The organism is Krasilnikovia sp. M28-CT-15, from assembly GCF_047159595.1.
Classification (GTDB): Bacteria; Actinomycetota; Actinomycetes; order Mycobacteriales; family Micromonosporaceae; genus Actinoplanes.
Genome location: NZ_BAAGAK010000001.1, coordinates 4381345 through 4408004, shown reverse-complemented (window position 1 = coordinate 4408004; position 26660 = coordinate 4381345). Strand labels below are relative to the sequence as shown.

The 26660-nt window shown below is 72.7% G+C and carries 21 protein-coding genes and 2 pseudogenes; 15 read left to right on the top strand and 8 right to left on the bottom strand.

What is annotated here, in order from left to right:
* Positions 1-52: 52 nt before the first annotated feature.
* From ACMCNO_RS20170 to ACMCNO_RS20160, 3 genes are read right to left on the bottom strand one after another with little or no spacing between them, the layout of a single operon-like run.
* Positions 53-1873, bottom strand: a complete 1821-nt coding sequence (locus ACMCNO_RS20170) for a GMC family oxidoreductase N-terminal domain-containing protein (protein ID WP_412751006.1) — start codon at positions 1871-1873, stop codon at positions 53-55.
* Entirely contained in the window at positions 1866-3299 is a 1434-nt protein-coding gene (locus tag ACMCNO_RS20165; protein ID WP_412751005.1) for a hypothetical protein, read from the bottom strand. Before ACMCNO_RS20165 ends, ACMCNO_RS20170 begins: the two co-directional genes overlap by 8 nt.
* A complete protein-coding gene (locus tag ACMCNO_RS20160) occupies positions 3238-4002 on the bottom strand; it encodes a FadR/GntR family transcriptional regulator (protein WP_412751004.1) in 765 nt (254 codons plus the stop codon). The genes ACMCNO_RS20165 and ACMCNO_RS20160 overlap by 62 nt, the downstream gene beginning before the upstream one ends.
* 315 nt (positions 4003-4317) lie before the next feature.
* Here ACMCNO_RS20160 and ACMCNO_RS20155 point away from each other — a divergent pair, with 315 nt between their 5' ends.
* The 12 genes from ACMCNO_RS20155 (at position 4318) to ACMCNO_RS20100 (ending at position 18211) form a co-directional block, all read left to right on the top strand.
* On the top strand, positions 4318-5949 hold the full coding sequence (locus ACMCNO_RS20155; RefSeq protein ID WP_412751003.1) for a GMC family oxidoreductase: 1632 nt from the start codon (positions 4318-4320) through the stop codon (positions 5947-5949).
* The gene (locus ACMCNO_RS20150) at positions 5846-6901 is read left to right on the top strand and encodes a quaternary amine ABC transporter ATP-binding protein (protein ID WP_412751002.1); all 1056 of its coding nucleotides are present in this window, start codon (positions 5846-5848) and stop codon (positions 6899-6901) included. Before ACMCNO_RS20155 ends, ACMCNO_RS20150 begins: the two co-directional genes overlap by 104 nt.
* Positions 6902-6920: 19 nt before the next feature.
* The gene (locus ACMCNO_RS20145; protein ID WP_412751001.1) at positions 6921-8906 is read left to right on the top strand and encodes an ABC transporter permease; all 1986 of its coding nucleotides are present in this window, start codon (positions 6921-6923) and stop codon (positions 8904-8906) included.
* 68 nt (positions 8907-8974) lie between these two features.
* Positions 8975-9946 (top strand): ABC transporter substrate-binding protein, encoded by a 972-nt coding sequence (locus ACMCNO_RS20140; protein WP_412751000.1) that lies wholly within the window; start codon positions 8975-8977, stop codon positions 9944-9946.
* Between the two features lie 131 nt (positions 9947-10077).
* Entirely contained in the window at positions 10078-12675 is a 2598-nt protein-coding gene (locus tag ACMCNO_RS20135) for a nitrate- and nitrite sensing domain-containing protein (RefSeq protein WP_412750999.1), read from the top strand.
* A 37-nt stretch (positions 12676-12712) separates the two neighbouring features.
* Complete coding sequence (locus ACMCNO_RS20130) at positions 12713-13138, top strand: roadblock/LC7 domain-containing protein (protein WP_412750998.1); 426 nt, start codon at positions 12713-12715, stop codon at positions 13136-13138.
* Positions 13135-13572 carry a DUF742 domain-containing protein gene (locus ACMCNO_RS20125; protein ID WP_412750997.1) on the top strand — a complete coding sequence of 146 codons (438 nt, stop codon included), beginning with the start codon at positions 13135-13137 and terminating at the stop codon, positions 13570-13572. Before ACMCNO_RS20130 ends, ACMCNO_RS20125 begins: the two co-directional genes overlap by 4 nt.
* Positions 13573-13585: 13 nt before the next feature.
* The gene (locus ACMCNO_RS20120; protein WP_412750996.1) at positions 13586-14164 is read left to right on the top strand and encodes a GTP-binding protein; all 579 of its coding nucleotides are present in this window, start codon (positions 13586-13588) and stop codon (positions 14162-14164) included.
* Between the two features lie 32 nt (positions 14165-14196).
* Positions 14197-15168, top strand: a complete 972-nt coding sequence (locus ACMCNO_RS20115) for an ABC transporter substrate-binding protein (protein ID WP_412750995.1) — start codon at positions 14197-14199, stop codon at positions 15166-15168.
* A gap of 98 nt (positions 15169-15266) precedes the next feature.
* Positions 15267-16313: a hypothetical protein gene (locus tag ACMCNO_RS20110; protein WP_412750994.1), complete on the top strand. Its 1047-nt coding sequence runs from the start codon at positions 15267-15269 to the stop codon at positions 16311-16313.
* A 46-nt stretch (positions 16314-16359) separates the two neighbouring features.
* On the top strand, positions 16360-17244 hold the full coding sequence (locus ACMCNO_RS20105) for an LLM class flavin-dependent oxidoreductase (RefSeq protein ID WP_412750993.1): 885 nt from the start codon (positions 16360-16362) through the stop codon (positions 17242-17244).
* 121 nt (positions 17245-17365) lie between these two features.
* Entirely contained in the window at positions 17366-18211 is an 846-nt protein-coding gene (locus tag ACMCNO_RS20100) for a L,D-transpeptidase (protein WP_412750992.1), read from the top strand.
* 762 nt (positions 18212-18973) lie between these two features.
* Here ACMCNO_RS20100 and ACMCNO_RS20095 read toward each other — a convergent pair.
* A pseudogene (locus ACMCNO_RS20095) lies at positions 18974-19528 on the bottom strand (DJ-1/PfpI family protein); the annotation flags it as partial.
* 150 nt (positions 19529-19678) lie between these two features.
* Positions 19679-20647 carry a GlxA family transcriptional regulator gene (locus ACMCNO_RS20090; protein ID WP_412750991.1) on the bottom strand — a complete coding sequence of 323 codons (969 nt, stop codon included), beginning with the start codon at positions 20645-20647 and terminating at the stop codon, positions 19679-19681.
* Positions 20648-20971: 324 nt separating this feature from the next.
* Here ACMCNO_RS20090 and ACMCNO_RS20085 point away from each other — a divergent pair, with 324 nt between their 5' ends.
* Both ACMCNO_RS20085 and ACMCNO_RS20080 read left to right on the top strand, forming a co-directional pair.
* Positions 20972-22876 carry an acyl-CoA dehydrogenase family protein gene (locus ACMCNO_RS20085; RefSeq protein ID WP_412750990.1) on the top strand — a complete coding sequence of 635 codons (1905 nt, stop codon included), beginning with the start codon at positions 20972-20974 and terminating at the stop codon, positions 22874-22876.
* A gap of 85 nt (positions 22877-22961) precedes the next feature.
* Positions 22962-23435, top strand: a complete 474-nt coding sequence (locus ACMCNO_RS20080) for an NUDIX hydrolase (protein ID WP_412750989.1) — start codon at positions 22962-22964, stop codon at positions 23433-23435.
* Between the two features lie 11 nt (positions 23436-23446).
* Here the strand turns inward: ACMCNO_RS20080 and ACMCNO_RS20075 are convergent, their stop codons facing one another.
* From ACMCNO_RS20075 to ACMCNO_RS20065, 3 genes are all read right to left on the bottom strand, one after another.
* Positions 23447-23761 carry a hypothetical protein gene (locus ACMCNO_RS20075; protein ID WP_412750988.1) on the bottom strand — a complete coding sequence of 105 codons (315 nt, stop codon included), beginning with the start codon at positions 23759-23761 and terminating at the stop codon, positions 23447-23449.
* Between the two features lie 199 nt (positions 23762-23960).
* Positions 23961-25052: a tetratricopeptide repeat protein gene (locus tag ACMCNO_RS20070; RefSeq protein WP_412750987.1), complete on the bottom strand. Its 1092-nt coding sequence runs from the start codon at positions 25050-25052 to the stop codon at positions 23961-23963.
* A gap of 503 nt (positions 25053-25555) precedes the next feature.
* Positions 25556-26032: a TIGR00725 family protein gene (locus ACMCNO_RS20065; RefSeq protein WP_412750986.1), complete on the bottom strand. Its 477-nt coding sequence runs from the start codon at positions 26030-26032 to the stop codon at positions 25556-25558.
* A gap of 364 nt (positions 26033-26396) precedes the next feature.
* On the opposite strand from ACMCNO_RS20065, the pseudogene ACMCNO_RS20060 reads away from it, so the two are divergent.
* A pseudogene (locus ACMCNO_RS20060) lies at positions 26397-26644 on the top strand (IS256 family transposase); the annotation flags it as partial.
* Positions 26645-26660 lie beyond the last annotated feature (16 nt).

Genomic DNA, 26660 nt, shown 5'->3' with positions numbered 1-26660 from the left:
GGGCACCGCGGTCGGCAACCCGGTGCCCGCCGTCGACAAAGCGGTCCGTCGCTCAGCTGGCCGCGGCGGCGCGGCCGACCGCCAGGGCGACCGCCATGATGCTCAGTTGCGGGTTCACCTCGGGGCAGCTCGGCAGCGCCGAGGCGTCGGCCACCCAGACGCCGTCGACGCCGCGCAGGCGACCGTCCGGGCCGACCGGCGCGCGCTGCGGGTCCGCGCCCAGGGCCACGCTGCCGGTCGGGTGGAACGCCGCCAGGTGCAACTGCCGGACGTCCGCGGTGGCGACCGCCTCGCGCAGCCCGGCCAGGTCCCGCGCGTACGGGCGGTGGGGGAGTCCGGTGAGGACCTCCTGCGCGCCCGCCGCGAACAGCAGCCGCCCGATCGCCACGATCGCGAGCCGCAGCCGGTCGGCGTCGGTGCGGGCGAGCCGGTACCGCACGAGGCGGGCACCGACCCGGCCACCCGGCTGGTCGGCGATCATCGCGCCGATCGTGGCCAGCCGGTCGGCGCCCGCGAGTTCCGCCCGCAACGCCCGGCCGATGCCCGGCGGCACGAACGACACCAGCCCCGGCGGCCCGGCGGTGGCCTCGATGAGCACCCCGTCGTCGTGCAGTTCCTCGACGCCGACGCTCTGCAACACCCCGCGCCACGCGACGACCGGCTCGGCGAACCGCCCCGCCACGCTCACCGTCGGGTGCACCGCGAGACCCCGGCCGGTGCCGGGGTGCCGGCCCAGCCCGGACCGGAACAGCAGCCGCGGCGTCTCGATCGCCCCGGCCGCCAGCACGATGAGCGGTGCGGCCAGCAGCCGGCGGCCGAAGCGCACCCCGACGGCGCGGCCGCGCGCGGTGACCACCCGGTCCACCCGGGCGCCGGTCACCACGACCGCGCCCGCGGCGCACGCCTGGGGCAGCGCGTTGAGGTGGACGCCGTTCTTGGCGTTGCGGGGGCAGCCGACCGCGCACTGGCACGATCCGGCGCAGCCGGGCGCGTTGCGGCGCAGCGGCGCGGCCCGCCAGCCGAGCGCCGCCGCCCCGGCCAGCGCCAGCTCGCCGTTGCGGCCCAGCACGTCGACCGGCTGGGGTGCCACGCGCAGGGTGCGTTCCACCTCGTCCAGCAGCGGCCCGAACGCCTCCGGGTCGGCCAGCGCCACGCCGTGTACGTCGCGCCAGCGGTGCAGTACCCGGTCCGGGGTGCGGTAGCAGGTGCCGGAGTTGACCAGTGTGGTGCCGCCGACCCCGCGCCCGCCCGGCAGCAGCACCGGCGGGTTGCCCAGCGCGACCGTGGCGCCGCCGTCGCGGTACAGGTCGACGAAGCGGTCGACGGGGCGCCGGTGCCGGAACTCGGCCGCGGTGAACCGGCGCCCCTCCTCCAGCACCACCACCGACAGACCGGCCCGCGCCAGCTCACGGGCGGCCATCGCCCCGCCCGCGCCGGAGCCGATCACGACGGCGTCGGTGCGGCTGCGGTGCGGCCAGTCGGCCGCCGCGACGCAGCTCAACTCGGGCTCGGGCGCCCCCGTGCCGCCCGAGCCGTGCCCCGGGCCGCCGTCCGCGCCGTCGTCCGGGCTCGCGGCCGCGGCGGCGGCCAGCAGCAGGGGCACCTTGAGCGCCTCGACCAGGGCCCGGCCGCCGGACCGGTGGGCGAGCGTGGTGCAGACCGCCTCCCGGGTGGGCTGGTCGAGCCGGGCGAGCGCCCCACCGGCCAGCAGCCGCGCGGCCACGTCCAGTCCGCCGCCCGCCGCACCGAGCCCGAGCCGCACCGGGCGGGGAAACGCGGCGGCCAGGTGGGTCAGCTCCCCGGCGACCCGGCGGCCCTCGTCGAGGTCGAGGCCGAGCAGGGTGGCGGCGGCCGCCGCGAGGCGCTCAGTCACGCTCGCCCACTTCGGCGTGCGCGGTCCCGGTCAGCTCCCAGCGCCGCTGCTCACGCCAGCCGTCACGGCCACGCCGTTCCAGCCGGACGACGGCGTCGGCCACCTCGCAGTTGTGGCACACCGCCGGGGCGCCGTCCGGGTCGGTGTACGGCACGGCGAGGGTCCGTTCCGGTGGCATGGTCACCTCGACGGTGATCCGCCGGTCGCCGTCCCGGCCGGTGACGGTCCATCGGGGACGGCCGAGCCGGGCGCGGAAGCGCAGCGCGGCCAGCAGCGGGTCGCCGGATGGCAACTCCTCGCCGTCGACGCGCAGCCGCACGAACGGCAGCGGTGCGAGCCGGTTCAGGCCCGGGCGGGTGGAGACCGCGGCCACCACCTCGCACACGTCGCCGTCGCCGAGGTCGGCATGCAGCCAGGCCCACCGGCGGGCGTTGCCGTGGCCGTAGATGCGGGCGATGTTGCCGGGCGCGTCGGCGAGCGTCAGCTCCCGGTCGCCGACCCGGACCGTGCCGGTGAACCGCGCGGCCGGGACCGCCACCACCTGCGCGGCGGGCAGCAGCTCGCGGTGCCAGGCCCAGCGGGGGAACGTGAACAGCGGCGCCGCGCCGCCGGAGACCTTCAGCCGCCACCGCAGCTCACCCGCCACGCCGGTCAGCTCGTCCGCGGTGGCGTTCACCTCGCCCGCGGTGTAACCGTCGGCCGGGTGCTCGGCGGGCCAGGGGTCGGGCCCGAAGCGCGCCCACGTCGGCGCGGCGGCGGGTGGGAAGACGGCGGCCCAGCCGTGCGCCCGGGCGGGGGAGCCGTCGGCGGGGGCCACCAGCTCGTGGTGCAGCCACACACCGGTGCCGGTGGCCGGGTCGGTGAGTGTCGTGTACCAGACCTCGAGCCGCCCCGGCTGCCCGCGCCACCGCGACCGCAGCAGCCCACCCGCCTCGAGTGCGCGGGCGGAACCGTCGCGAGACGACGGTGCGACCGGCCACGGCCGCCGGGTCCGGCGCATCCGCATGCTCAGCAGGAACGGCAGCAGCTCGCTACGCAGGTCGAACACGAGGCGGGCCTTGCCCACCACGGCCCCGTCAGCGTCCAGCAGCCGCGCGCTGAGCCGGGTCATGCTGGCCAGCGGACGGCGCATCGTCACCGCCTTCGCGCCGTCCAGCCACAGCCGCTGCCCGTCGTGGGCGGTGAAGCCCAGCCGGTACCCGATCCGGCCCGCCCGCAGCGGGGCGATGTCCATGGTGCCCGCCGCCGACTCGTCGTCCGCGAAGCCCGGCACCTCGACCCGGCCGGTGGCCGCGGCGCGCAGGTCGGTGAGGGGGTGCAGCGCGCCGGGCACGGTGACCCGCAGCGTCAGCCGGATCGGCCGGTCACCCCCCTGCCCGGTCAGCCGTACCGTGCCGGTCATCGTCTCGCGCAGCGTCGTGATCACTGTCGCCTCCCAGCATGAGTCGTTCGGTGCACAGGTAGTAGGCGTCCGCGTAGGCATGCGCGGCCGTGGGGTTGCCGGCCCGGACCGCCTCGATCAGCGGGGTGATCCGTTGTGCGGCCACCGCCGGGTCGGCGAACGGCGCCGCGAACAGGTGGCGTACGTCGTCGTAGGCGCGCAGCAGCGAGTTGACCAGCAGCTCGTACACCCGGTTGCCGGAGGCGGCGGCCAGCGCGCGGTGCACCTCGGCCTCGGCACGCTGCGCCGGGTCCCCGCCGGGTGCGGCGGCGATCTCGTCGCGCAGCCGGAGCAGCCGTGCCCGGTCGGCGGTGCCGGCCTGCCCGGCCGCCCGGGCCGCGATGAGCGAGCCGATCTCCCGCCGGGCGGTGAAGATCTCCGCCAGCCAGGTCGGCCCGTCCAGGGTGACCAGGAAGGGCAGCAGGTCGGGACCGGCGGTGCGGCGGTAGTCGCGCACCCGGGTGCCGACCCCGTGCCGGGTCTCCAGCAGCCCGGCCTCGACGAGGCGGACCAGTGCGTGCTTGAGCGAGGTGCGGGTGACGCCGTATCCGGCGGCCAGCTCCCGTTCCGGGGGCAGCAGGGTGCCCGGGGGGTAGCGCTGCGAGAGGACGTCTTGGCGCAGCCGGGCCACCAGCGTGTCGACGAGGGTGTCCCGGGCGATGGGCGAGTGGATCAGTGGATCAGCCACTTGGCCACTGTGTCAGACATATGTACCCCCGTCAATGGCGCCGGATTCCTGAGATGTCACCCGTTCGGGGAGATCGCCGCTGCACGACATGCGGTCCCGGGGGGTGGAAACCGCAGATTCTTCGCCCGTGCGCGACCAGCCACGTGGACTTTGATGAACGTGATTGCGCTCTGGTAAAACCTTGGCCGCGGCATTGACCACTGTGGTGGTTCCGCTCGATCCTATGGCGACGGTCCGGTGCAATTGCACGGGCGCTGCAGGGGGTCGAGCGGCAGGAGCAGGCAACTGAGCGCGTCGGCAACATCCGAGTTCGACGTGGTGGTCGTGGGCGGCGGCACGGCCGGTGCGGTGGTCGCCGCGCGACTGTCGGCCGATCCGGCGGTGCGGGTCTGCCTCGTCGAAGGCGGCCCGTCCGACGTCGGCGACGACCGGGTCCTGCGGCTGCGCAACTGGCTCAACCTGCTGGAAACCGAATTCGACTACGACTATCCGATCGTGCCGCAGCTGCGCGGGAATTCGCACATCCGGCATTCCCGGGCCCGGGTGCTCGGCGGCTGCTCGTCACACAACACGATGATCAGCTTCCTGCCGCCGCCCGCCGACTTCGCGGACTGGGTCGCCGCGGGCGCCACCGGCTGGTCGTACGACGAGATGCTGCCGTACTGGCGGCGGCTGGCGGTGCAGATCCAGCCCGTGGCCCCCCAGGACCGCAACCCGCTCACGGCGGACTTCGTGGCCGCCTGCCACCGCGCCCTGGGCGTGCCGGTCCACGAGGACTTCAACGCGGCGCCGTTCGCCGACGGCACCGGCTTCTTCCCGGTCGCCTACCACCCGGACACCGGCATCCGCTCCTCGTCGTCGGTGGCCTACCTGCACCCGTACCTGGATCGTCCGAATCTGACCGTGCTGACGCAGACCTGGGCCCACCGCCTGGACACCGCCGGTGCGGCCGTCACCGGCGTGCGGGTCCGCGACCGGGACGGCCGCGCGCACACCCTGACCGCGACCGCCGAGTACGTGCTGTGCGCCGGGGCGATCGACACCCCTCGCCTGCTGCTGCTCTCCGGCATCGGCCCCGCCGACGACCTGCGCGCCCTCGGCATCGACGTGGCGCTCGACCTGCCCGGCGTCGGCGCGCATCTGCTCGACCACCCCGAATCGCTGATCCTGTGGGAATCCACCCGGCCCATCCCGCCGCAGTCCGCCATGGACTCCGACGCGGGCCTGTTCGTGCGCCGTGACCCGGCCGCCGAACGCCCCGACCTGATGTTCCATCTCTACCAACTGCCGTTCACCGCCAACACCGCGCGGCTGGGCTACGACATCCCGGCACACGGCTTCGGCATGACCCCCAACGTGCCCCGGCCGCGCAGCACCGGCCGGCTCTGGCTGACCAGTGCCGACCCGACCGTGAAACCGGCGCTGGACTTCGGCTACTTCACCGACCCCGACGGCTACGACGAGCGGACGATCGTGGACGGGCTGCGCATCGCCCGCGAGGTCGCCGCCACCGAGCCGTTCCGGTCGTGGATCGCCCGCGAGATCGCCCCCGGGCCGGGCCTGCGCACCGACGAGGAGCTCTCCGGGTACGGGCGGGCAGCGCACCACACCGTCTACCACCCGGCGGGCACGTGCCGCCTGGGCGCCGCCACCGACGACCGTGCGGTCGTCGACCCCCAGCTGCGCATCCGCGGCCTGACCAACGCCCGGATCGCGGACGCCTCCGTGTTCCCCACGATGACCTCGGTCAACCCCGTCGTCGCTGTCCTGATGATCGGCGAGCGTGCCGCTGACCTGATCGCCGCGTCGCTGACCACCGCACCGCTGCCTGCTGAGGATGAACATGACGGTCACCAGCACCTCCCGCCCGCCCACCATCACCGTCGAGCATCTGTGGAAGGTGTTCGGTCCCCAGCCGGACAGGGTCGTCGGCACGCCGTTGGCTGAGCTGTCCCGCGCGGAGCTGCGCGCCCGGACGGGCTGCCTGGCCGCCGTCCGCGACGTCACCTTCGACGTACGCCCCGGCGAGGTGTTCGTCGTGATGGGGCTGTCGGGCAGCGGCAAGTCCACGCTGGTGCGCTGCCTGACCCGGCTGGTCGAGCCGACCAGCGGTGAGGTCCACGTCGACGGCGAGCCGGTCCGGGCGATGTCCCCGCGCCGGCTGCGCGACCTGCGCCGGCACCGCGTCGCGATGGTCTTCCAGCACTTCGGGCTGCTCCCGCACCGGCGGGTGGTGGACAACATCGCCTACGGCCTGGAGATCCAGGGCGTGCGCCGGGCCGAACGGCACCGCCGCGCGGGCGACGTGCTCGCGCTGGTCGGCCTCGACGGTCACGAGCACCACTACCCCGACCAGCTGTCCGGCGGCATGCAGCAGCGGGTCGGCCTCGCCCGCGCCCTGGCCACCGACCCCGCGGTGCTGCTGTTCGACGAGCCGTTCAGCGCGCTCGACCCGCTCATCCGCCGCGACATGCAGGCCGAGGTGCGCCGCCTGCACGCCGAGGTCGGCAAGACCCTGGTCTTCATCACCCACGACCTGGCCGAGGCACTGTCGCTGGGCGACCGGATCGCGGTGATGCGCGACGGCGCGCTGGTCCAGGTCGGCACCCCGCAGGAGCTGGTCGGCGCCCCCGCCGACGGCTACGTCGCCGACTTCGTCCGCGACGTTCCCCGCGCGGACGTGCTCACCCTGCGGTGGATCGTGCGGCCCGCGGGCGACGGCGAGAACGTCGCGGAGCAGCCGTTGCCCGCCGACACCGTGATCCGCGACGCGGTGCCCCGCGTCCTGCGCGCCGACCGCCCGGTCCCGGTCGCCGACGGCGACCGGCTCCTCGGTGTGATCGACGCCGAACAGTTGCTCCCGGCGCTGACCGGCCACCGGGCGCCGGTGCCGGCATGACGGCTGAGAGGCTGCGCCCGTGACCACCATCATGCCGCGGGTGGCCGTGGTCGCCGACGCGCCCCGCGCGAGGGTCGCCCGGCCGCGCCCGTCGTGGTCGCTGCCCCGCCGCCGCGTCGTGGTGCCGCTGCTGGTCCTGGCCACCGCCGGGGTGTACCTGACGGTGCGCACCGCCGGTGCGGTGGACACGGACGACGCGTGGGCGTTCCGGTTCTTCGCCGGCCTGCGCGCCTGGGTCGACGCGCACCGCGACACCAGCCCGGTCTTCCTGTACGGCGTGAACTACCTGCGCCTGGGCGTCGCGGTCCTCGACAACGCGGTGCACGCCGCGCTGGCCGGACTCGGCTGGGCCGGACTGATCGCCGCCGCCGGGGCGCTGGCCGTTCTCCTGGCGGGCTGGCGCACGGCGATGCTGACCGTCGCCGGTCTGGCCGGCTGCGGGTTGCTGGGACTGTGGCCGGAAACGGTCGACACGCTGGCCCTGACGCTGACCGCCGTGCTGCTGGCCGTACTGATCGGGGTGCCTCTGGGAATGCTGTGCGCCCGGGTGCCCCCCATCGGCGCCGCGCTGCGCCCGGTGCTCGACGCCATGCAGATCATGCCGACCTTCGCCTACCTGGCGCCGATGACCCTGCTCTTCTCGATCGGCGCGCCCGCCGCGGTCATCGCGACCCTGATCTACGCCGTGCCGGTCACCATCCGGATCACCGCCCTCGGCATCGGCGAGGTGTCCACCACGACCGTGGAGGCGGCCACCGCCCTGGGCTCGACCCGCTGGCAGCTGCTCGGCAAGGTGCGGCTGCCGCTGGCCCGCCCCAGCATCGTGCTGGCGGTCAACCAGACCATCATGATGGCCCTGTCCATGGTGGTCGTGACCGCCCTGATCGACGCGCCCGGCCTCGGCCAGAACATCGTCGAGGCGCTGGAACGCGTCGACGTCGGCCTCGCCTTCGACGCCGGACTCGCCATCGTCGTGCTGGCGGTGGTGCTGGACCGGATCACCACCCGCGCGGCGTACCGGGCGATGCCGGCCCGGCCGCGCACGGCCCGGCGGGCGGCCGCCGTGCCGGCGGCGCTGGCCGCCGTCGGTGCGGTGCTGGCTGCCGTCGGTGCGGTGCTGGCCGGCGCGGCGGGCAGCGACTTCCCGTCCGGCTGGCGGCTGTCGTTCGCCGCCCCGGTGAACGCGCTGACCGGCTGGGTCGAGCTGCACTCGTACGACGCCACCGAGGCGCTGAAGAACGCGGTCAGCGCGGGTCTGCTCGATCCCCTGCAGAACGTGCTGGTGACCACGCCGTGGTGGCTGTTCGTGCTGGTGGTGCTGGTGTTCGGCAGCTTGGCCAGCGGCCTGCGGGCGGCGGCACCGGCCGCGCTGGCCGCCGCCGGGGTGGCGGCGCTGGGGCTGTGGCAGCACGCGATGCAGACGCTGGCCACGGTGCTGGTGGCGACCGCCGCGACGATGCTCTGCGGTGTGCTGCTCGGGGTGCGGTGCGCGCGCCACGACCGGTTCGCCCGCGCGGTGCGACCGCTGCTGGACGCCGCGCAGACCATGCCGTCGTTCGTCTACCTGCTGCCCGCCGTGGCGCTCTTCGGCGCCAGCCGGTTCACCGCGGTCGTGGCCGCCGTCATCTACGCCGTCCCGCCCGTGGTCCGCCTCGTCGAACGCGGCATCCGCGACGTCGCGCCCACCGCCGTCGAGGCCGCCCTCGCCGCCGGCTCCACGCCCCGGCAGCTGCTCTGGAAGGTGCAGCTCCCGATGGCCCGTGGCGGCCTGCTGCTGGCCGCCAACCAGGGCATCGTCATGGTCCTCGCGATGGTCGTCGTGGGTGGTCTGGTCGGTGCCGGGGCCCTCGGCTACGACGTCGTCGCGGGCTTCGCCCAGCGCGAGGACTTCGGCAAGGGGCTCGCCGCCGGACTGGCCATCGTGCTGCTCGGCGTTCTGCTCGACCGGCTCACCCAGGGGGCCGGGCGCCGCATCGACGCCGGCCCGCGGCGGCCGGTCACCTGATGTCACATCCGTCCCCTCCCCGCACCGGCCGCCCGTCGGCGGCCCGCACCGTCCGGAAGGACCTCTCGATGAAGTACGCACTGTCGTTTCGGCTCACCACGGTGGTCACCGCGCTGAGCCTGGCCCTGGCGGGGTGTGGCGGCGTCAAGTCCGACGCCGGCTCCACCCCGGCTCCCGCCGCCGGGTCGAAAGGCACCGTGAAGCTCGCGGTCAATCCGTGGGTCGGTTACGAGGCCAATGCCGCCGTGGTCGGATACCTGCTGGAGAAGAAGCTCGGCTACACCGTGGAGAAGAAGAACCTCAAGGAGGAGATCTCCTGGCAGGGCCTCGAGACCGGTGAGGTGGACGCGATTCTGGAGAACTGGGGTCACGACGACCTGAAGAAGACGTACATCGAGGAGAAGAAGGTCGCTGTCGAGGTCGGACCGACCGGTAACAAGGGCGTGATCGGTTGGTACGTCCCACAATGGATGGCCGACAAGTACCCGGACATCACGGATTGGAACAACCTCAACAAGTACGCGAGCCTGTTCAAGACCTCCGAATCCAAGGGCAAGGGCCAGATGCTCGACGGCGATCCGTCGTTCGTCACCAACGACAAGGCGCTGGTCAGCAATCTCAAGCTCAACTACGAGGTCGTCTTCTCCGGCAGTGAGGCGGCGCTGATCAAGGCCGCGCAGCAGGCCACGGCACAGCAGAAGCCGCTGCTGTTCTACTTCTACGAGCCCCAGTGGCTGTTCTCCCGGGAGAAGTACGCGCGGGTCAAGCTGCCTGCCTACACGACCGGATGTGACGCCGATCCGAAGAAGGTCGCCTGCGACTACCCGGATTACACCCTCGACAAGATCGCCAGTAAGAAATTCGCCGACACCGGGGGTGCCGCGTACCAGTTGATCAAGAACTTCCAGTGGACGAACGACGATCAGAACCTGGTCGCGGATTACATCACGAACCAGGGTATGAGCGCCGATGCGGCCGCGGAGAAGTGGGTCAACGAGCACGAGCCGACCTGGAAGTCCTGGATCCCGGCCGCCGGTTGAGCGTCGCAGAAGAGCATTCTCGTGTTCATATCGCAGTACATTGTGGACTTTCTGTTCGAGTCGTCGCTATGGTCTGACAGCGGCGCACAGCGCAAGCCTGACCCAGGTCAACGGAGAGGGACGGCCCGGTCATGAGAATCCCGTCCCCCCGACGCCCCGACCACGACACGGAGCCCACGCCACCCGGCGGCGGCACCGCGGCCCCGGCCGCCGCGGTGCCCGGCGCACCGGACGCCGTTTCGGGTGGCACGATCCGCCGGCGGATCGTCCGGACCCTCACGCTGCCCGTGGTGGCCGTCCTGGTCCTGCTCGGCGTCGTCACGGTCGCCGAGGTGCAGAACTACCGCACCGCGGCCGCCACCGCCCGGGCGGTCACGCTCGTGCTGGCCGTGCAGGACCTGGTGCAGGAGCTGCAGACCGAGCGTGGCCTGACCGCGGGCCTGCTCGGCGGCAACATCGGCTTCCGGCCCGAGCTGGCCCCGGCGCGCAAGCGCGTCGACGACCAGCGGGCCAACGTGGAGCGGCTGCTCGCCTCCGGCGGTGTCGCACAGGACCGCGTCGCCGCCGCGGTACGGCAGCTCGACGGCCTGGCCGGAGTCCGGGCCGCCACCGACTCGGGTGCTGCCGGCCGGGCGCCCACCTTCACCTTCTACACCGGCCGGATCGCCGCGCTGCGCAACGTCGACTACGGCCTCGACAGCTCGGCCGACCCGGCGCTGCGGCGCGGCGTCTCCGCCCTGGAGGCGCTCGGTGACGCCAAGGAGAGCCAGGCGCAGGAGCGCGCGTTCCTCAACGGTGTCTTCTCCGCGAGCGGTTTCAAGAACTCCGAGTTCCTGCAGTTCGTCACGATGCGCTCGGCCAAGGACGCCGCGCTGGCCGACTTCCAGCGCTACGCCACCGACACCCAGCGCACGGCCCGCGACTACCTGCTCAACACCGGGGCCGCGCAGACCGCCGCGTTCTTCGAACAGGTGGCCCTGGGCGCCGGTGACGGACGCTACCTGCAGGTCAACCCGCAGTCCTGGTGGTCGTCGCAGACCACCCTGCTCGACGACATGCGCCAGCTGCAGCAGCACGTCGGCTCGGTCATCCGGGCGCGCGCGGCGACCCTGCAGGACCAGGCCGCCCGCCGCATGGCCGTCCTGGTCGGTGCGGTGGTCCTCTGCTTCGCCGGCGCGGTCTACCTCGCCACCGTCGCGTCCCGCTCGATCGCGCGGCCCCTGGCGACCCTGGCCGACGAGGCCAACCGGCTGGCCGGGGAGCAACTGCCCGAGGCGGTGCGCAAGGTGACGGCCGGGGACAGCGACGCACCACCCCCGGCGGTCCGCATTCCGGCGGGAGCGACCGACGAGATCCGGTCCGTGGCCGACGCCTTCGACCGGGTCCAGGCCACCGCGTACGCCCTGGCCACCGAGCAGGCGTTGCTGCGGCGCAGCACCACCGAGTCGCTGGCCAACCTCGGCCGGCGCAACCAGAACCTGCTGCGCCGCCAGCTCGGCTTCATCACCAGTCTCGAACGCGAGGAGTCGGACCCGACCGGGCTGGCGAACCTGTTCGAGCTGGACCATCTCGCCACCCGCATGCGACGCAACGCGGAAAGCCTGCTGGTGCTGGTCGGCGCGGCCAGCCCCCGGCAGTGGTCGAACCCGGTGCCGATCGCCGACGTCGTCCGTGCGGCCGTCGCGGAGGTCGAGGAGTACCGGCGCGTCGCGCTGCGCCGCGTCGACGAGGTCCTGGTGGTCGGTTCGGTTGTGGCGGGCGTCATGCACATGCTGGCCGAGCTGGTGGAGAACGCGCTGTCCTTCTCTCCGCCGGACGCCGACGTGGAGATCCAGGGTCGCCGCATCGGCGAGGGCTACCTGATCGCCATCACCGATCAGGGCATCGGCATGAGCCGCGCCGACCTCGAGCTGGCCAACCAGCGGCTGCGCGGCGAGGGCGACTTCATCACGGCGCCCACCCGGTTCCTCGGCCATTACGTGGTCGGCCGGCTGGCCATCGAGATGGGCATCGACGTCCAGCTCGCGCCGTCGCCGGTGGTCGGCGTGACCGCCCGCATCCTGCTGCCGACGTCGGTGCTGGCGGACCCGAAGGCGGTCGCGGCGCCGCCGCAGCGCACCGTGCCGCCCGGCCGGGCACCCGCTCGCAACGGCCAGGATGCGCCCGCCGCCGTGGAGTCGTCCACGCTGGAGTCGTCCACGCTGGAGTCACCCTTCCTGGAGTCGCCCGACCCGGCTTCCACCCAGGTGCTGACGCTCGAGCCGCCCGCGGACCCCGGGGTCCGGCCGGACGCGGTCAGCCCCGCTGCGGTCTCCCCGGACCGGCGGATACGACCGGAGACCATCGAGTACGTCACCGTGCCCGGCGCTCCCGCCGACGCGGGCGTGCGGGGACGCGTCCCGGACAACGCGGGCGCCGCCGTCGCCCAGATCGAGGTCGCCCAGATCGAGGTCGCCCAGGTCGAGACCGCGATGGCGCCGTCCATCGCAGGCCTCGACGGATTCGGTCCGGCCGACGGTGAACGCACCGCGAACGGCCTGCGTAAGCGCAGTCCGCGAGCCCGCAAGACGGCGAATTCCCGCACCGGCACGCCCGGCGGGGCGGCCCCCACCCGCACCGCCGACCGATCGGCACCGGTCAACGATTCGCCGGAAGGGGTACGCGCCCGGCTGACCGCGTTCCGCACCGGCGTGCAGCGTGGCAGCACCGAACCCATCGACGGGCCGTGACCCCCGCCCACCCCGCACCGAGGTCGAAAGAAGTCCCATGAGCGTTGATACGTCTGCCGACCGGCACCAGCTGAACTGGCTGCTGGGCAACTTCGTCCACCAGACCGACGGGGTGCGCGACGCGGTCGCGGTGTCCTCCGACGGCCTGCTCATCGCGAGTTCCGACGGGCTGAACCGGGCCGAGGCCGACCACCTGGCGGCGATCGTCTCCAGCCTGGCCAGCGTCGCCCGCAGCGCCTCGCGTCGCTACGACTTCGACGGGCTCAAGCTCATCATGATCGAGATGCGGCGTGGGTTCCTGCTGGTGTCGGTCATCGCGGGCGGCAGCTGTCTGGGGGTCGTGGCGGGTGGTGACAGCGACGTGGGCCTGGTCGGCTACGAGATGTCCCTGCTGGCCGACCGGTTCGGCACGCTGCTCACCCCGGCGCTGATCTCCGAGTCGCGTCAGCATCTGCCGCGATGACGTACCCGGGGGAGTGGGCGCCGGACCCACAGCGATTCCCGTACGCCGAACCCGCCCCGGCGGCTGGGACGGCACCAGCGGCGGCGCACCGGGCGCCCGAGATGGACGTCGACGACGTGGTCGTGCGCCCGTTCATGCTCACCGGCGGCCGTACCCAGCCGTTGCAGGACGGGCTGCGGATCGAGACCCAGCTGCATGCCGCCCCGGCGGCGCTGTCGGCGCCGCTGCGCTTCGAGTCCCGGCGCATCGTCGAACTGTGCCAGGTGCCGATGTCGATCGCCGACCTCGCGGTCGGCCTGAAAGTACCGCTCGGCGTGTTACGGGTGATCGTCGCGGACCTGGTGACCGACGGCTACCTGCGGGTCGAGCAGCAGCTCGGTGAGCTGCCCATCGAATTGATCGAGAGGATCAGGGATCGTGTACGGGCGCTCTAGGCAGCCGGCGCCGGTGGCGCTGCCACCGGTGGCGGTCAAGATCGTCATCAGCGGGGGTTTCGGGGTGGGCAAGACGACCTTCGTCGGCGCCATCTCCGAGATCGAGCCGCTGGTGACCGAGGCCGAGCTGACCGAGCGGTCGATCGGCGTCGACGACACCAGTGCGGTGTCGGCGAAGACCACCACTACGGTGGCGCTGGACTTCGGCCGCATCACCCTCGACGACGCGTTGCTGCTCTATCTGTTCGGCACGCCCGGGCAGGACCGGTTCGACTTCCTCTGGGACGACCTGGTGGACGGCGCGCTCGGCGCCGTGGTCCTGGTCGACACCCGGCGGATCGAGGACTGTTTCCCCGCGGTCGACTACTTCGAGGAGCGCGACATCCCGTTCCTCGTCGGGGTCAACATGTTCGACCGCTCCCAGCGGTTCGACCTGGACGAGGTCCGCGACGCGCTGGGCATCAGCCCGGACGTGCCCGTCCTGGAGTGCGACGCGCGGTACCGCGAGTCGGTCAAGAGCATCCTGGTCGCCCTGACCGAGGAGATCCTCACCAAGCGGCTGAGCCGGGAACGGCCGGTGGCCACGTGGTGATGCCACGCCCCTGCAAGCAGAAACGGAAGACCATGCCTGCACGTACGCCGTGGCGTCCGCTACGCCGGGCGGCGGCCCTGGTGACCGTGCTGGCGCTGGCCGCCTGCGGTGAACCGGCCGCCGCGATCGTCGCGCCGCCCGGAGTGGCGCGTACTGCCTGCGGCACGGTCTCGATCGCGGTCAACCCCTGGGTGGGCTACGAGGCGAACGTCGCGGTGGTCAGCTACCTGCTGCGCACCGAGCTGGGCTGCAAGGTGGTCGAGAAGGACCTCACCGAACAGGACTCCTGGGAGGCGATGGCCAAGGGCGAGATCGACGCCATCCTGGAGGTCTGGGGCCACGACGACCTGAAGAAGACGTACATCGACGACAAGAAGGTCGCCGTCGAGCAGGGCCTGACCGGCAACAAGGGCGTGATCGGCTGGTACGTGCCGCCGTGGATGGCGCAGCAGTACCCGGACATCGTGAAATGGCAGAACCTCAACAAGTACGCCTCGTTGTTCCGCACCCCCAAGTCGGAGGGCCGGGGCCAGTTCCTGGCGGGCGACCCGTCGTTCGTGACCAACGACGCCGCCCTGATCAAGAACCTGAAGCTCGACTACTCCGTGGTGTACGCGGGCAGCGAGGATGCCCTCATCGCGGCGTTCCGGGAGGCCGAGGCGGAGAAGAAGCCGTTGATCGGCTACTTCTACACGCCACAGTGGCTGCTGTCGGAGATCAACCTGGTGCACGTCCCGCTGCCGCTGTACCGCCCCGGCTGCGACGCCGTGCCCGAGAAGGTGGCCTGCGACTACCAGCCGTACGACCTGGAAAAGGTCGCCCGGAAGGCGTTCGTCGACTCCGGCAGCCCGGCCGCCGACCTGATCAAGAACTTCCGCTGGAGCAACGACGACCAGAACGCGGTGGCCCGCGACATCACCGTCAAGAAGCTCTCCCACGACGACGCCGCGAAACGCTGGCTGGACGACCACCGGTCGACCTGGCAGCGCTGGATGCCCCAGTAGCGCGCGACTGTGCTGTTCGCCGCGGCCATCGTGAGAAATTCACATATTTCTTTGTTTCCACCCGTTTGAGGCGGTCTACTTATCGGTAACCCGTCTCCATGTGGACCTCACGTATCCGCTCCCGGGCGTGCCGGGAGATCGCCGCCGCGACGGTCGCGGCAGTCGCCGTCCTCGCGCCCCCCACCGCGGCGCATGCGGCGGCCGGACGCTACCAGGTGGACAGTACCGCCGACGCGTCCGACGCCGACCCGGGCGACGGCCGCTGCGCCAGCGCCGCCGGCACCTGCACGGTGCGCGCCGCCACCATGGAAGCCAACGCCAACCCGGGCTCGACCATCGTCATCCCCGCCGGACGCTACCGGCTGACCATCCCGCCGCTGCTGGGCAAGGCGTTCACGGACTACACGCTCGCGGACGCCGCCCACGGCAATCTCAAGATCTTCAAGCCCACCCGCGTGGAAGGGGCCGGACGCGACGCCACGGTGCTCGACGGCGGACACCTCGACCGGGTGTTCACCACCCTCGGACCGACCACGATGGTGGACCTGACCATCACCGGCGGAGTGTCGGCGCCGGTGGCCTCGCTCTACAACTACTACGGCGGCGGCGCGGTGCTCAACGCCTCCGACCTGACCATGGAGCGGGTCCGGATGACCGGCAACAGCGCGCGGTTCGGCGGCGCCGTGCAGAACATCCCGTTCGCCCCGATGACGCTGCGCGACAGCCTGGTCGACCGCAACGAGGCGGGCGAGGCGGGCGGCATCCGGTTCGACTGGAGCGGCCGGGTGGAGAACTCGGTGATCACCGACAACCGGGTCACCGACCCGTACGACCCGACGCGGCCCGCCGAGCTCGCCGGCTACGGCGGGGGGATCGACGTGCGCGGGCCGGCGACGGTCACCGTGGTGGGCAGCACCGTGAGCCGCAATCACGCGGACAAGGGCGGGGGCGGCATCAACATCACCCTCGGCTACGTCCCCGGCCCGCCGGGGACCCCCGGCCCCGGGAAGGTGGAGCTGCAGCACACCACGGTCACCGGGAACACCAGCAACGACGGGCCGTCCGACTGCCGGGCCGTCTGGGCCCGGATCGTCGACCTCGGCGGCACCATCGACTCCGACGGCACCTGCGTGGCCGGAAGCTGAGCAAGCCCGCGCCACAGGCGCCAGCATGGCCCGTACGCTGTCGATCATGCGGATTGGCATCGTGATCCTCCCCGACCAGCGCTGGTCGCAGGTGCAGCAGCGCTGGCGGCAGGCCGACGCGTGGGGCTTCGACCACGCCTGGACCTACGACCACCTCGGCTGGCGCGATCTGGTCGACGGCCCGTGGTTCGACTCGATGACCACGCTCACCGCCGCCGCCACGGTCACCTCGCGGATCCGGCTCGGCACGCTCGTCGCCTCGCCGAACTTCCGTCACCCGGCGGCGTTCGCCCGCCAGGTGACGGCGGTCGACGACGTCAGCGACGGGCGGCTGGTGCTCGGCCTCGGCGCCGGTGGCATCGGCTTCGACGCCACCGTGCTGGGCGGTGCGGAGCTGCCGCCGCGGCAGCGGGTGGACCGGTTCGCCGAGTTCACCGAGCTGCTCGACCTGATCCTGCGGACGGACGGCACCACCTGGCGGGGAGAGTGGTTCGCCGCGGTGGACGCCCGGAACAACCCCGGCTGCGTCCAGCGGCCCCGGGTGCCGTTCGTGGTGGCCGCGAACGGTCCCCGGTCCATGCGCCTGGCGGCGCGGTTCGGCGAGGGCTGGGTCACCACCGGCACGGTCTTCGACGACCTGGAGACCTGGTGGTCCTCGGTGGCCGAACTGTCCGCGCGGATGGACGCGGCGCTGGCGGCGGCGGGCCGCGACCCGGCCACTCTCCAGCGCCACCTGCTGCTCGACGCGGCGCCGGTCTTCTCCCTGGTCAACGCGGACTTCTTCGCCGAGCAGGCCGCCCGGGCCGCGCGGCTCGGCTTCACCGACGTCATCACCCACTGGCCCCGGGCCAGCAGCTGGTACGCGGGCGACGAGGCGGTCCTGGTCGACGTCGCCACCCGGCTGCTGCCGCAGTTGCAGGCGGCGCCCTGACCCATGCGTGCCGGTCGCCCGATCCGGTGACCGCGGAGGGTTTCGAGCGTGACACCGGCCGTCGCTCCGTAACCTTGGGCGGGTGCCACGCGGCCTGCGCCACCCTCTCCCGCGTCTCCCGGTGCCGACACACCTGCTGCTTCTCGTCCTGTGTGTCCTTGCCGGGTTGGTGGTCGCGGCGGTGGTCGTCGGCGTGCGCGACAGCGACCCGGGCGCACCGTCACGCTCCTCATCGGCCGCCGGTGCGGTGCCGTCCGGCCCGGCGCGGCCTGACCCGACACCACCGGCCCGGGCGGCACCCGCCCGCCTGCGCGTGATCGACTACTGGTCCGTACCGAAGGGATTCCCGGCGGACCCGGCGCCCTCGTCGACCGCCGCGCTCACCGAGGGCCTGCACCCCACCGCACCGCTGGCGGTGTACGACGCCCCCGGCGGCAGGCCGCGGGCGTTCCTGCCGCCGTCGATCAGCGGGGTGCCGGTCACGGTGCCGATCCTCATGCGGCGCAGCGGCTGGGTCGCCGTGCTGCTGCCGTCGGTCAACCGGACGATCGGCTGGCTGCCCGCCGGGGCGTGGGCGTCGCATCCGCTGCGGGACCACCTGATCCTGCGGCGCCGTACGTTCGAGCTGACCTGGCTGCGGGACGACGCGCCGGTGGCGCGGTGGACCGTCGCCACCGGCTCACCGGCGACGCCCACGCCGTTGGGTCGTACCTTCGTGCTGGGCCGCAGCACCGCCGCCGGTGCCGTCTACGGCGGCCTCGACGTCCTGGTGCTGGGCTCCGTGCCCGACGACCCCGACGCCGTCGGGGCCGCGCTGCAGGGGGCGCACACCGGGATCCACAGCTGGTACCGCAGCGGTGCCTTCGGCCGCAGCGTCTCCAACGGCTGCATCCGGGTGCCCAGATCCGGGCAGCGCAGGCTGCTCCGCAACATCACCCCGGGCACCCCGGTCACGGTGATCGACTGACGCTCGGCCCGCAGCGCGGTCAGCGGCTGAGGACGATGTCGGCCGCCCCTCGCGCGCTGCCGCCCGACGCCGGGCGCGCCGCCGCAGCGCCGCGCCCGGCAGCAGGGCGATGACGACCGCGACGGCGAGCGTCGCGATCCCGAGCACGCTCGGCCGCCACGGCCACGCGCGTCCGGTCAGCCGCAGCTGCCCCGCCGGGTACTCGGTGAACTTCGCGGTGGTGCGGGCGCTGGCCCGGTCCGCGTGCGCGGCCAGGTCGCGCAGCACCGGGTCGAAGGCGAACTCGCCGGTGACCCGCGCGGCGTGCGGAAGGGTCACGTCGAGGTGGCGGTCGGCCGCCCAGCGCGCCAGCGCCGGGTCCGGGCCTGCGACGCCGGGTACGACGAGCCGGTCCACCGTGGGCGCTGCGGCGTCGGCGGGATCGGCCAGCAGCACCGCCCCGTGCCGGGTGGTCACGGTGCGGCCCGCGGCCAGCGGCACCGTCCGGGCCGCGAACGACGTGCCGGAGTACACCTCGAACGCGGCGGCCACGTCGACCTCGCCCACGCCGTCGGACAGGCCCACCCCCACCGTCGGGCGCAGCCACGGGAACGCCGCGTTCAGCGCGTACGGCAGGTCGGCCGCCGCCAGCCGCTGCTGCGGGATGCGGGTCGGCGCGTCGGGCGACCAGCCGGGGTACGCCAGCTCCCGGCCCACCCGGTCGGCCTCGGCGCGCCCGGCCAGCAGGTCGACCAGGTGCAGCGCGCCGACCAGCCCGGAGGTCACCCCGGCGGTGGTGACGAGGCGGCCGTCCTGGACGTAGCGCTGACCGGCCACCCACCGCACGGCCGGGTGCTCGCGGCGCAGCGAGCCGAGGTTCTGCCAGAACGAGGTGGCCCGGTGCCCGTCGAGCAGGCCGCTGACGGCCAGCACCTTGGCGCCCGCGCACACCCCGAGGACGTACGCGCCGCGGCCCGCCTGACGGGTCAGCCAGTCACGCAGCGGCGCCTCCTCGCCACCGGCCGGGTCGACGACCGCCGGGACCACCACGACGTCGGGTGCCGGTGCGCCGCCGGAGTCCACCTCGGCGAAGGTCCGCTCGGGGACGAGCTGCAAGCCCCCGGACAGCGGCACCGGCGCCCGGCGCGCGGAGACGGTGTAGACGAAGAACCGCGACGAGCGGCCGAACGTCTCGTACGGCAGCAGCACGTCGCTGACCACGGATCCGGTGGCTCCGGTCACCACCGCCACGACGGTCGTGCCGGACGGGGCGGTGCGCGGCACCGGCCAGCCCTGCGGCGGGGCGGCCACGGTGCTGCGGGGGAAGCTCTCGCCCATCGTCGCGGCCAGCCCGGCGGCGGCGACCGCACCGACGAGGGCGAGGGTCAGAACGAGACCGAGCAGACCGAGGGCGGTCCGGCGCAGAAGGCGAGGCATGGGCGGGCTCCGAACGGGTGCGGCGAGCGATGGCGTGGTGCGGTGCGGGGGTCAGGTGGTGCGGGCCGTGGAGGGCGGCGCGCCGTAGCGGGCGCCGTACAGGCGGCGGAGGTGGCGGGCGTCGCGGAAGCCGCACCGGGCGGCCACCGCCTCGACCGTCAGGTCGGTCTCGGCCAGCAGGCTCGCGGCGAGTTCCAGGCGCAGACCCTGCTGGTACTCCAGCGGAGTCAGCCCGATCGTCGCGGTGAACGCCCGGCTCAGCCCGCGCGGCGACAGGTGCGCCACGCGGGCCAGATCGCCGAGGGTGTGCGGGGTGTCGAGGTGCTGGGCGAGGTGGTCCTGCACCCGGTGCACGCCCGGGTGCAGGTGGCTGCGGTGTTCCAGGAACGGGCTGAGCTGCCCGTGGGCGCCGTCGCGGCGCAGGTAGATCACGAGCTGGCGGGCCACCGCCGCGGCCAAGGCCGGACCGTGGTCGCGTTCGACCAGGGACAGGGCGAGGTCGATGCCGGAGGCGATGCCGGCGCTGGTGCTGACCGGACCGTCGTGGACGTAGAGGACCGCGTCCTGCACGCGGGCGGCGGGGTAGTGCTGCCGCATCAGGTCGATCACGGACCAGTGGGTGGTGCATCGGCGACCGGCCAGCAGGCCGGCCTCGGCCAGGGCCGCCGCCCCGGTGCACACCGAGGCGGCGCGCGCGCCGTCGCGGACCGCCGCCCGCAGCCAGGGCAGCACCGCCGGGGGAACGAGTGGCTGCTCCGGCGTCGGTGGCCGCAGCCGCGGACCCGGGATCAGGATCAGGTCACCGGGGCGGGTCGTGGGCAGCGGGCCGAGCCCGGCCAGCCGCAGGCCCTGGGCGGAGGTCACGTCCCCGGGCTGCGCGGCGACGAACTCCAGCCGGTAGTCGGCGCCTTCGTGCGCCGCGGCGTCGAAGACCTGCACCGGACCTGACAGGTCCAGCAGGTTCACCTCCGGCAACACCAGGACGACGATCCGTCCGGTACTCCTGTCTGCGCCGCTCACAACGGTTACCGTAGGCGCCGCCGCCGTGGCCGGCGAGGGCTGTGCGGGTCACCCACCGGACGGATCAGGCACTGCCCACCGGATGCCTGCCGCGGGTGTGTCGTGGCGCCCGGGCGCGATGGTAGCAGGATCCTAGGACGGTCGACGCGGTGTGCGCCCGATCCCAGCAGGCAAATCCGTGCGGGCCGGGCGAAACGCGATTATGCGCAGATGGCTACCACCCGGTAACACGGCTCGGTAGCGTGGCGGCTAGCGGGGTCCCGGAGGCGCCCAGTGGAGCGTCTTCGCGGTCTGGTAGCCGTACTCGGGTCGAGGGGGTAAGGCGTGACCACGACGCAGCGCAAGCCGGCCGACGTCTCGGAGAAGCAGGCGCGGCAGGTCGCCGAGGCCGCCCGCGAGTCCGAATGGCGCAAGCCCAGCTTCGGCAAGGAACTGTTCCTCGGCCGGTTCCAGCTCGACCTCATCGACCCCTGGCCCGCCGTCGAGCCCCGCCCCGACGCCGACGACTACCTCGCCCGGCTGGACGAATACGTTCGTTCCGGGTTGGACGGTGCCCGCATCGAACGCGAGGCCCGCATCCCCGACGAGGCGTTCCAGGGCCTGGCCCGCCTCGGCGCGTTCGGCATGAAGATCGACAAAGGGTACGGCGGGCTCGGCCTGCCCAACCTGCACTACTGCAAGGCGCTGACGCTGATCGGCTCGGTCAGCCCCGCGGTCGCCGCGCTGCTGTCCGCACACCAGTCGATCGGTGTCCCACAGCCACTCAAGATCTTCGGCACGCCGGAGCAGAAGAAGTCGTTCCTGCCCCGGCTGGCCGCCGGCGAGGTGTCCGCGTTCCTGCTCACCGAGCCGGACGTCGGCTCCGACCCGGCGCGCCTGGGCACGATCGCCGAGCCGGTCGAGGGCGGCTACCGGCTCAACGGGCTGAAGCTGTGGGCCACCAACGGCACCATCGCCACCCTGCTGGTCGTGATGGCCCGGGTACCCGACAAGGGCATCACGGCGTTCGTGGTGGAGGGCGACGCGCCGGGCATCACGGTGGAGCGGCGCAACGAGTTCCTCGGGCTGCGCGGCCTGGAGAACAGCGTGACCCGCTTCCATGACGTGTTCGTGCCCGAGGGCAACGTCATCGGCGGCCTCGGCAAGGGACTCAAGATCGCACTGACCACGCTGAACACCGGCCGGCTGTCGCTGCCCGCCATGTGCGTCGGCGCGGGCAAGTGGTCCCTCAACGTGGCCCGCGAATGGTCGGCCGAGCGGGTCCAATGGGGACGCCCGGTCGGCCAGCACGAGGCGGTGGCCAAGAAGATCGCCTTCATCGCCGCGACGACGTACGCGATGGAGTCGATGCTCGACCTCTGCTGCGTCATCGCCGACGACGACCGCAACGACATCCGCATCGAAGCGGCCCTGGTCAAACTGTTCGCCAGCGAGATGGCGTGGCAGATCGCCGACGAGCTGATCCAGATCCGCGGCGGCCGCGGCTACGAGAAGGCCCCGTCGCTGGCCGCCCGCGGCGAACGCGCCGCCGAGGTCGAGCAACTCCTGCGTGACCTGCGGATCAACCGCATCTTCGAGGGCTCCACCGAGATCATGCACCTGCTGATCGCGCGCGAGGCGGTCGACGCGCACCTCTCGGTCGCGGGCGACATCATCGACCCGGACGCGGGGCTCGGCCGCAAGGCCCGCGCCGGGGCGAAGGCGGGCGCGTTCTACGCAAGGTGGTTGCCCACCCTCGCGGTCGGCCGCGGCCAGGTGCCGACCGGGTACGGCCGGTTCGGGCCGCTCGCCGCCCACCTCAGGTACGTGGAGCGGGCCTCCCGCAAGCTCGCCCGCTCGACGTTCTACGGCATGTCGCGCTGGCAGGGAAAGATGGAGCGCAAGCAGGGATTCCTCGCCCGCGTCGTGGACATCGGCGCCGAGCTGTTCGCGATGTCCGCGGTGTGTGTCCGCGCCCGCGCGGAGCGGCGGGACCGGCCGGAGGGCGTGGAGCTGGCCGACCTCTTCTGCCGGCAGGCGCGGCTGCGGGCCGAGGCGCTGTTCGCCGGGCTGTGGGACAACACCGACTCCCTGGACGTACGGGTGGCGCGGCGGGCGCTCGACGGACGGTACGCGTTCCTGGAGGAGGGCATCGTCACTCCGGCGTCCGACGGCGCGTGGGTGAGCGCCTGGCAGCCCGGTCCCGCCACCGTCGACGACGTACGTCGCCGCATCCCCCCACCCGCTTGAGGCCGCGCCCGTTGTCCGTGCCGCGTCCGACTTCCTACGCCGCGATCGGCGGGCGTCGGTGGCCGGCAGTTCGTAGGGTGCTGGCATGGCTATCCCGGAGTTCATCCTCGCGCTGCGTGCCAAGATCGGCCGTGACCCGCTGCCGCTGCCCGGCGTCATCGCGGTGGTGCTCGACGAGCAGGGCCGGGTTCTGCTGGTCCGTCGCTCGGACACGGGCGAGTGGGCGCTGACGACTGGGTGCCTGGAGCCGGGCGAACAACCGGCCGCCGGCGCGGTCCGCGAGGTATTCGAGGAGACCGGTGTGGGGGTGGCCGTGGAGCGGCTGCTGGCCGTCGAGGCGCTGGACCTGGCGGTGGCACCCAACGGTGATCAGGTGTACTGGCTCTCCATCGGGCTGCGGTGCCGGGTTCTCGGCGGTGACGCGCGGGTCAACGATGACGAGTCTGTCGAGGTGGGCTGGTTCGATCCGGCAACGGTGCCGCCGCTGCCGCCGCATCAGGCGCGCTGCCTCGAACTCGCCCTGTCCGACGATGCCCCTGCGTGGATCGCAGGAACATGAGAGGGACGTTCCTACGACGTCAGGTAGCCGATAAACCCGGCAATCACCGCAAGAACTGCAAGCCCCGCCATCGCGAGGGGGACCACTCGACGGCGATGCCCGTCGAAGGCTGGACCGGGACGCGCCCGCCTGACGCTCCAGAGTGAGACGGCGCCAGACAACGCCGCCAGAGGCAGCAGCGCGACGGCATTGAGCACGATGCGGGTCGGCCCGTCAGCGGTTACGGCGAGGTTGGCGCTGACCAGCACGGCCAGATACGTGGCCGTCAGGGTGTAACCGATGGCCAGGAGGACCGGCTTCTTGCGGGGGCTGTCGGTGGACGTCACTGCGGGAGTACAGCACCGCCATGATCACTTTGACACCCCCGAAGGGGCGGTTGTGGTTCGGGCGCCGTATCGGCCTGAGGGAATTTTCAGCGAACCTCCGGGAGTCCCCTGTCCGTCCTTCGGCGGCCGAGTCGTAGGTTCCCCTGGGAGGCGCGTGAGCGCTGGGCGCTATGCAGCCCGGTCGGCGGTGCGCGCCTGCCTACCCTGCGGCCCGGTTGTTGTTCCCTCGCCCACCTCGGTGGGTTCGGAATAGGGCGTGCAGGATGACACGCAGGGGTTGTCGCTGCGGGGAAGGCAGGCTTTCCCGGGCGGCGAAGAGGGCTTCCTTCGCGGCGACCGCCTGGGTGTGCTCACCCCGGATGGCGTGCAGTTCGGCCTTCTCTTGAAACACCCGGACCAGGACTTCCCGTAGGCCACGCTCGGTGCACTGGGTGTGGGCGGCGTGCAGGCTCGTCAGGGCCCGGTCGGTCGCGCCGAGCCCGCGCTGGGCCCGGGCCAGGGTCAGCAGGTACTCCGCCATTTCGTCGGCGTCGTTGGCCCCTGCGCCCCTGTTGCGGGCGATGCATATCTGCATCGTCTGCTCCGCCTCCGCGTACTCACCGTTGGCGATCTGGATCGCCCCAATCGTGTCCAGCGCATCCGAGTCAAGGTGATAGCCACGCAATACGGCGTGGTCCTGCATGCGCCGCGCGACCTCCTTGGCCTGCGGGAGGTTACCGGCCCGGTACTCGGAGTAGGCCCAGTTGTTCAACGCCACGAGGAGCCGTTCCCAGTTACGTAGCTCCCGGGCCAGTTCCTCGGCTTGGCGGTAACGCGGCCGCGCCGCGTCCATGTCGCTGTTCTCGGCCAGCGCATCGGCCAGCCGCAGACGGTGCCAGACCTGCATGTGCGCGGTGGCCGTCTCATCGAGCAACTCGACCGCCTTCAGCGCGTGCCTCAGGGACCCGGCCCGGTGGCCGGACAGCCGCTCGATACTCGCCTGCACCAGGTGGGCACGCGCCTGCAGCCGGCGGTCGCCGTGCTTACGCGCCCAGGCGTGGATGCCCTTGATCTGCCGGGCCGCTTCCCGGACGTCACCGGTGCGCCGGAGCATGTCGACCCAGCACAGCCGGGCGCGCATGAGCAAAGCCTCGTCGCCCAGCGCGGCAGCCCGCCGTTCGAGTTCCACCGCGGCGGCGTACCCCGCGGCAGCGTCTACGGCGACCCGGTCCTCCAACGCCAGCAGAGCAGCTGACAGCCGCTCAGTGGCCGCCCCGCTGTCGTCCACCCCGTGCACCCCAAGCTGGCTCACCACAGTCTCATCGGCCGCGAGCCCGCGATGAACGCCGCCTGGTGACACAAACCACAGCAGCGCCGACGAGGCCCGGCTGACAACGCCCACGTCTGTGCTCGGTACCGCCCAACGGCTTCCGGAAGGGTCAGGACCCGTACAACGCTGCCTCGCGGCGCTTCGCCGCGGCCGGGGCCACTACGTCACCACCGGGGGTATCACTCGTACCGCGGGTCAGCGGCGTGGAGCCGCCGCCGTGGACTCGGGCAATGCCCAACCACGGCTCGTCCTCGATGACCCACGGCTTACCCACGCCACTCGAACGGGACTGGCCGCCGCGAGACGACGAGGCGCCGCGGGCGCAGTACCTGACCGAAGCGGAGTTCGGACCGGCCTGCCACCCTGAGTACGCCGGCCTCTGGCGGCTGCCCGAGTCGAGCGACGGGTGGTCAGCCCGAGCGGGACGTGACGGCGTCCGCTGACGCTGATATCGCTGGGCGCGGCTCGTTCGTCGAACGCGCCGGTCAGAGCTGACCGTCGAGCGCGGCCTTCACGGCCTCCTGGGGGGTACGGGCGACATGCAGGCCGGGCACCGGCGCGCCGTCGTTGTCGACCAGGCTCCACCCGCCGAGGCAGACCACCGGAATGCCGCCGCGCCGTTTGGCCAGCGCGATCTCGCTCAGAGTGCCCCAGGAGCCGCCGACGGAGATCACGGCGTCGGCGCTCCACACGATGACGGCGTTTCTGGCCTCACCCATGTTCGTCACGATGGTGGCCGTCAGGTCGGGCGACGCGCCTTCCCGGGAGTCGCCGGGGCGGATCCCGATGACCACGCCACCCTTGGACCTGACGCCGCTCGCCACCGCCGCCATGACGCCAACTCCGCCACCGCAAATCACGACAGCGCCGGCCTCGGCGAGCAGCTCCCCGACTTCGCGAGCGTTGGCCTTGTCCTCATCGGTGCAGTGGCGAGGACCGCAAACCGCAACTTGGAATGTCATGTAGCTCCACCTATGCAGACGGGGGTTCTCTAATGGCGGTGTATGCGTAAACCTCGACGCGGCCAGCGATTGCACCCAGTGCCACGCGCGGTGTACCGACAGCCCTGGACGGTGACGCTGAACACCGCAGGTCGGGTACGGTCCCCTCGGTGACCCAGGACGGATCTTAATGAACCGCTGCCACTGGTTTGAGCTCCCGCTAGCCATCCAGAGCGCGGTGCGCGAGCACACGGGCGACCTTGAGTCGGTTGAACCAGTGGCGGCGGGATCATTCGCCGAATTAGCCGTCGTCCTGCGCACCGCCACACCGGCAGTGTTCTGTAAGGCTGTTCAGGTCGACAACCCCCGCCCCTGGATGCTCCGCAAGCATTGGGTTCACCTGCGCACCTCGAACCCGATCGAGTCGACCTTCGCGACGGTGCGCCACCGCACCCGCGTCACCAAGGGCCCCGGCGGCCGAGCCGCCGGCCTAGCCATGCGTTCAAGCTGATGGAGTCCGCGCAGGACCGGTGGCGGGCGGTGAACGCACCACACCTGGTCGCCCTGGTCCGCGCCGGCGCTACCTTCATCAACGGCCAACTGGTCGAGCGCCCAACCGGCCTGGCCGCATAGCTCACCACTGACAAAC

Excerpts from the sequence above, each read along its gene's own strand:
- ACMCNO_RS20150 (WP_412751002.1), top strand. The coding sequence starts at position 5,846 with ATGACGGTCACCAGCACCTCCCGCCCGCCCACCATCACCGTCGAGCAT.
- ACMCNO_RS20140 (WP_412751000.1), top strand. The coding sequence starts at position 8,975 with ATGAAGTACGCACTGTCGTTTCGGCTCACCACGGTGGTCACCGCGCTG.
- ACMCNO_RS20135 (WP_412750999.1), top strand. The coding sequence starts at position 10,078 with ATGAGAATCCCGTCCCCCCGACGCCCCGACCACGACACGGAGCCCACG.
- ACMCNO_RS20130 (WP_412750998.1), top strand. The coding sequence starts at position 12,713 with ATGAGCGTTGATACGTCTGCCGACCGGCACCAGCTGAACTGGCTGCTG.
- ACMCNO_RS20125 (WP_412750997.1), top strand. The coding sequence starts at position 13,135 with ATGACGTACCCGGGGGAGTGGGCGCCGGACCCACAGCGATTCCCGTAC.
- ACMCNO_RS20115 (WP_412750995.1), top strand. The coding sequence starts at position 14,197 with ATGCCTGCACGTACGCCGTGGCGTCCGCTACGCCGGGCGGCGGCCCTG.
- ACMCNO_RS20110 (WP_412750994.1), top strand. The coding sequence starts at position 15,267 with ATGTGGACCTCACGTATCCGCTCCCGGGCGTGCCGGGAGATCGCCGCC.
- ACMCNO_RS20105 (WP_412750993.1), top strand. The coding sequence starts at position 16,360 with ATGCGGATTGGCATCGTGATCCTCCCCGACCAGCGCTGGTCGCAGGTG.
- ACMCNO_RS20080 (WP_412750989.1), top strand. The coding sequence starts at position 22,962 with ATGGCTATCCCGGAGTTCATCCTCGCGCTGCGTGCCAAGATCGGCCGT.
- ACMCNO_RS20065 (WP_412750986.1), bottom strand. The coding sequence starts at position 26,032 with ATGACATTCCAAGTTGCGGTTTGCGGTCCTCGCCACTGCACCGATGAG.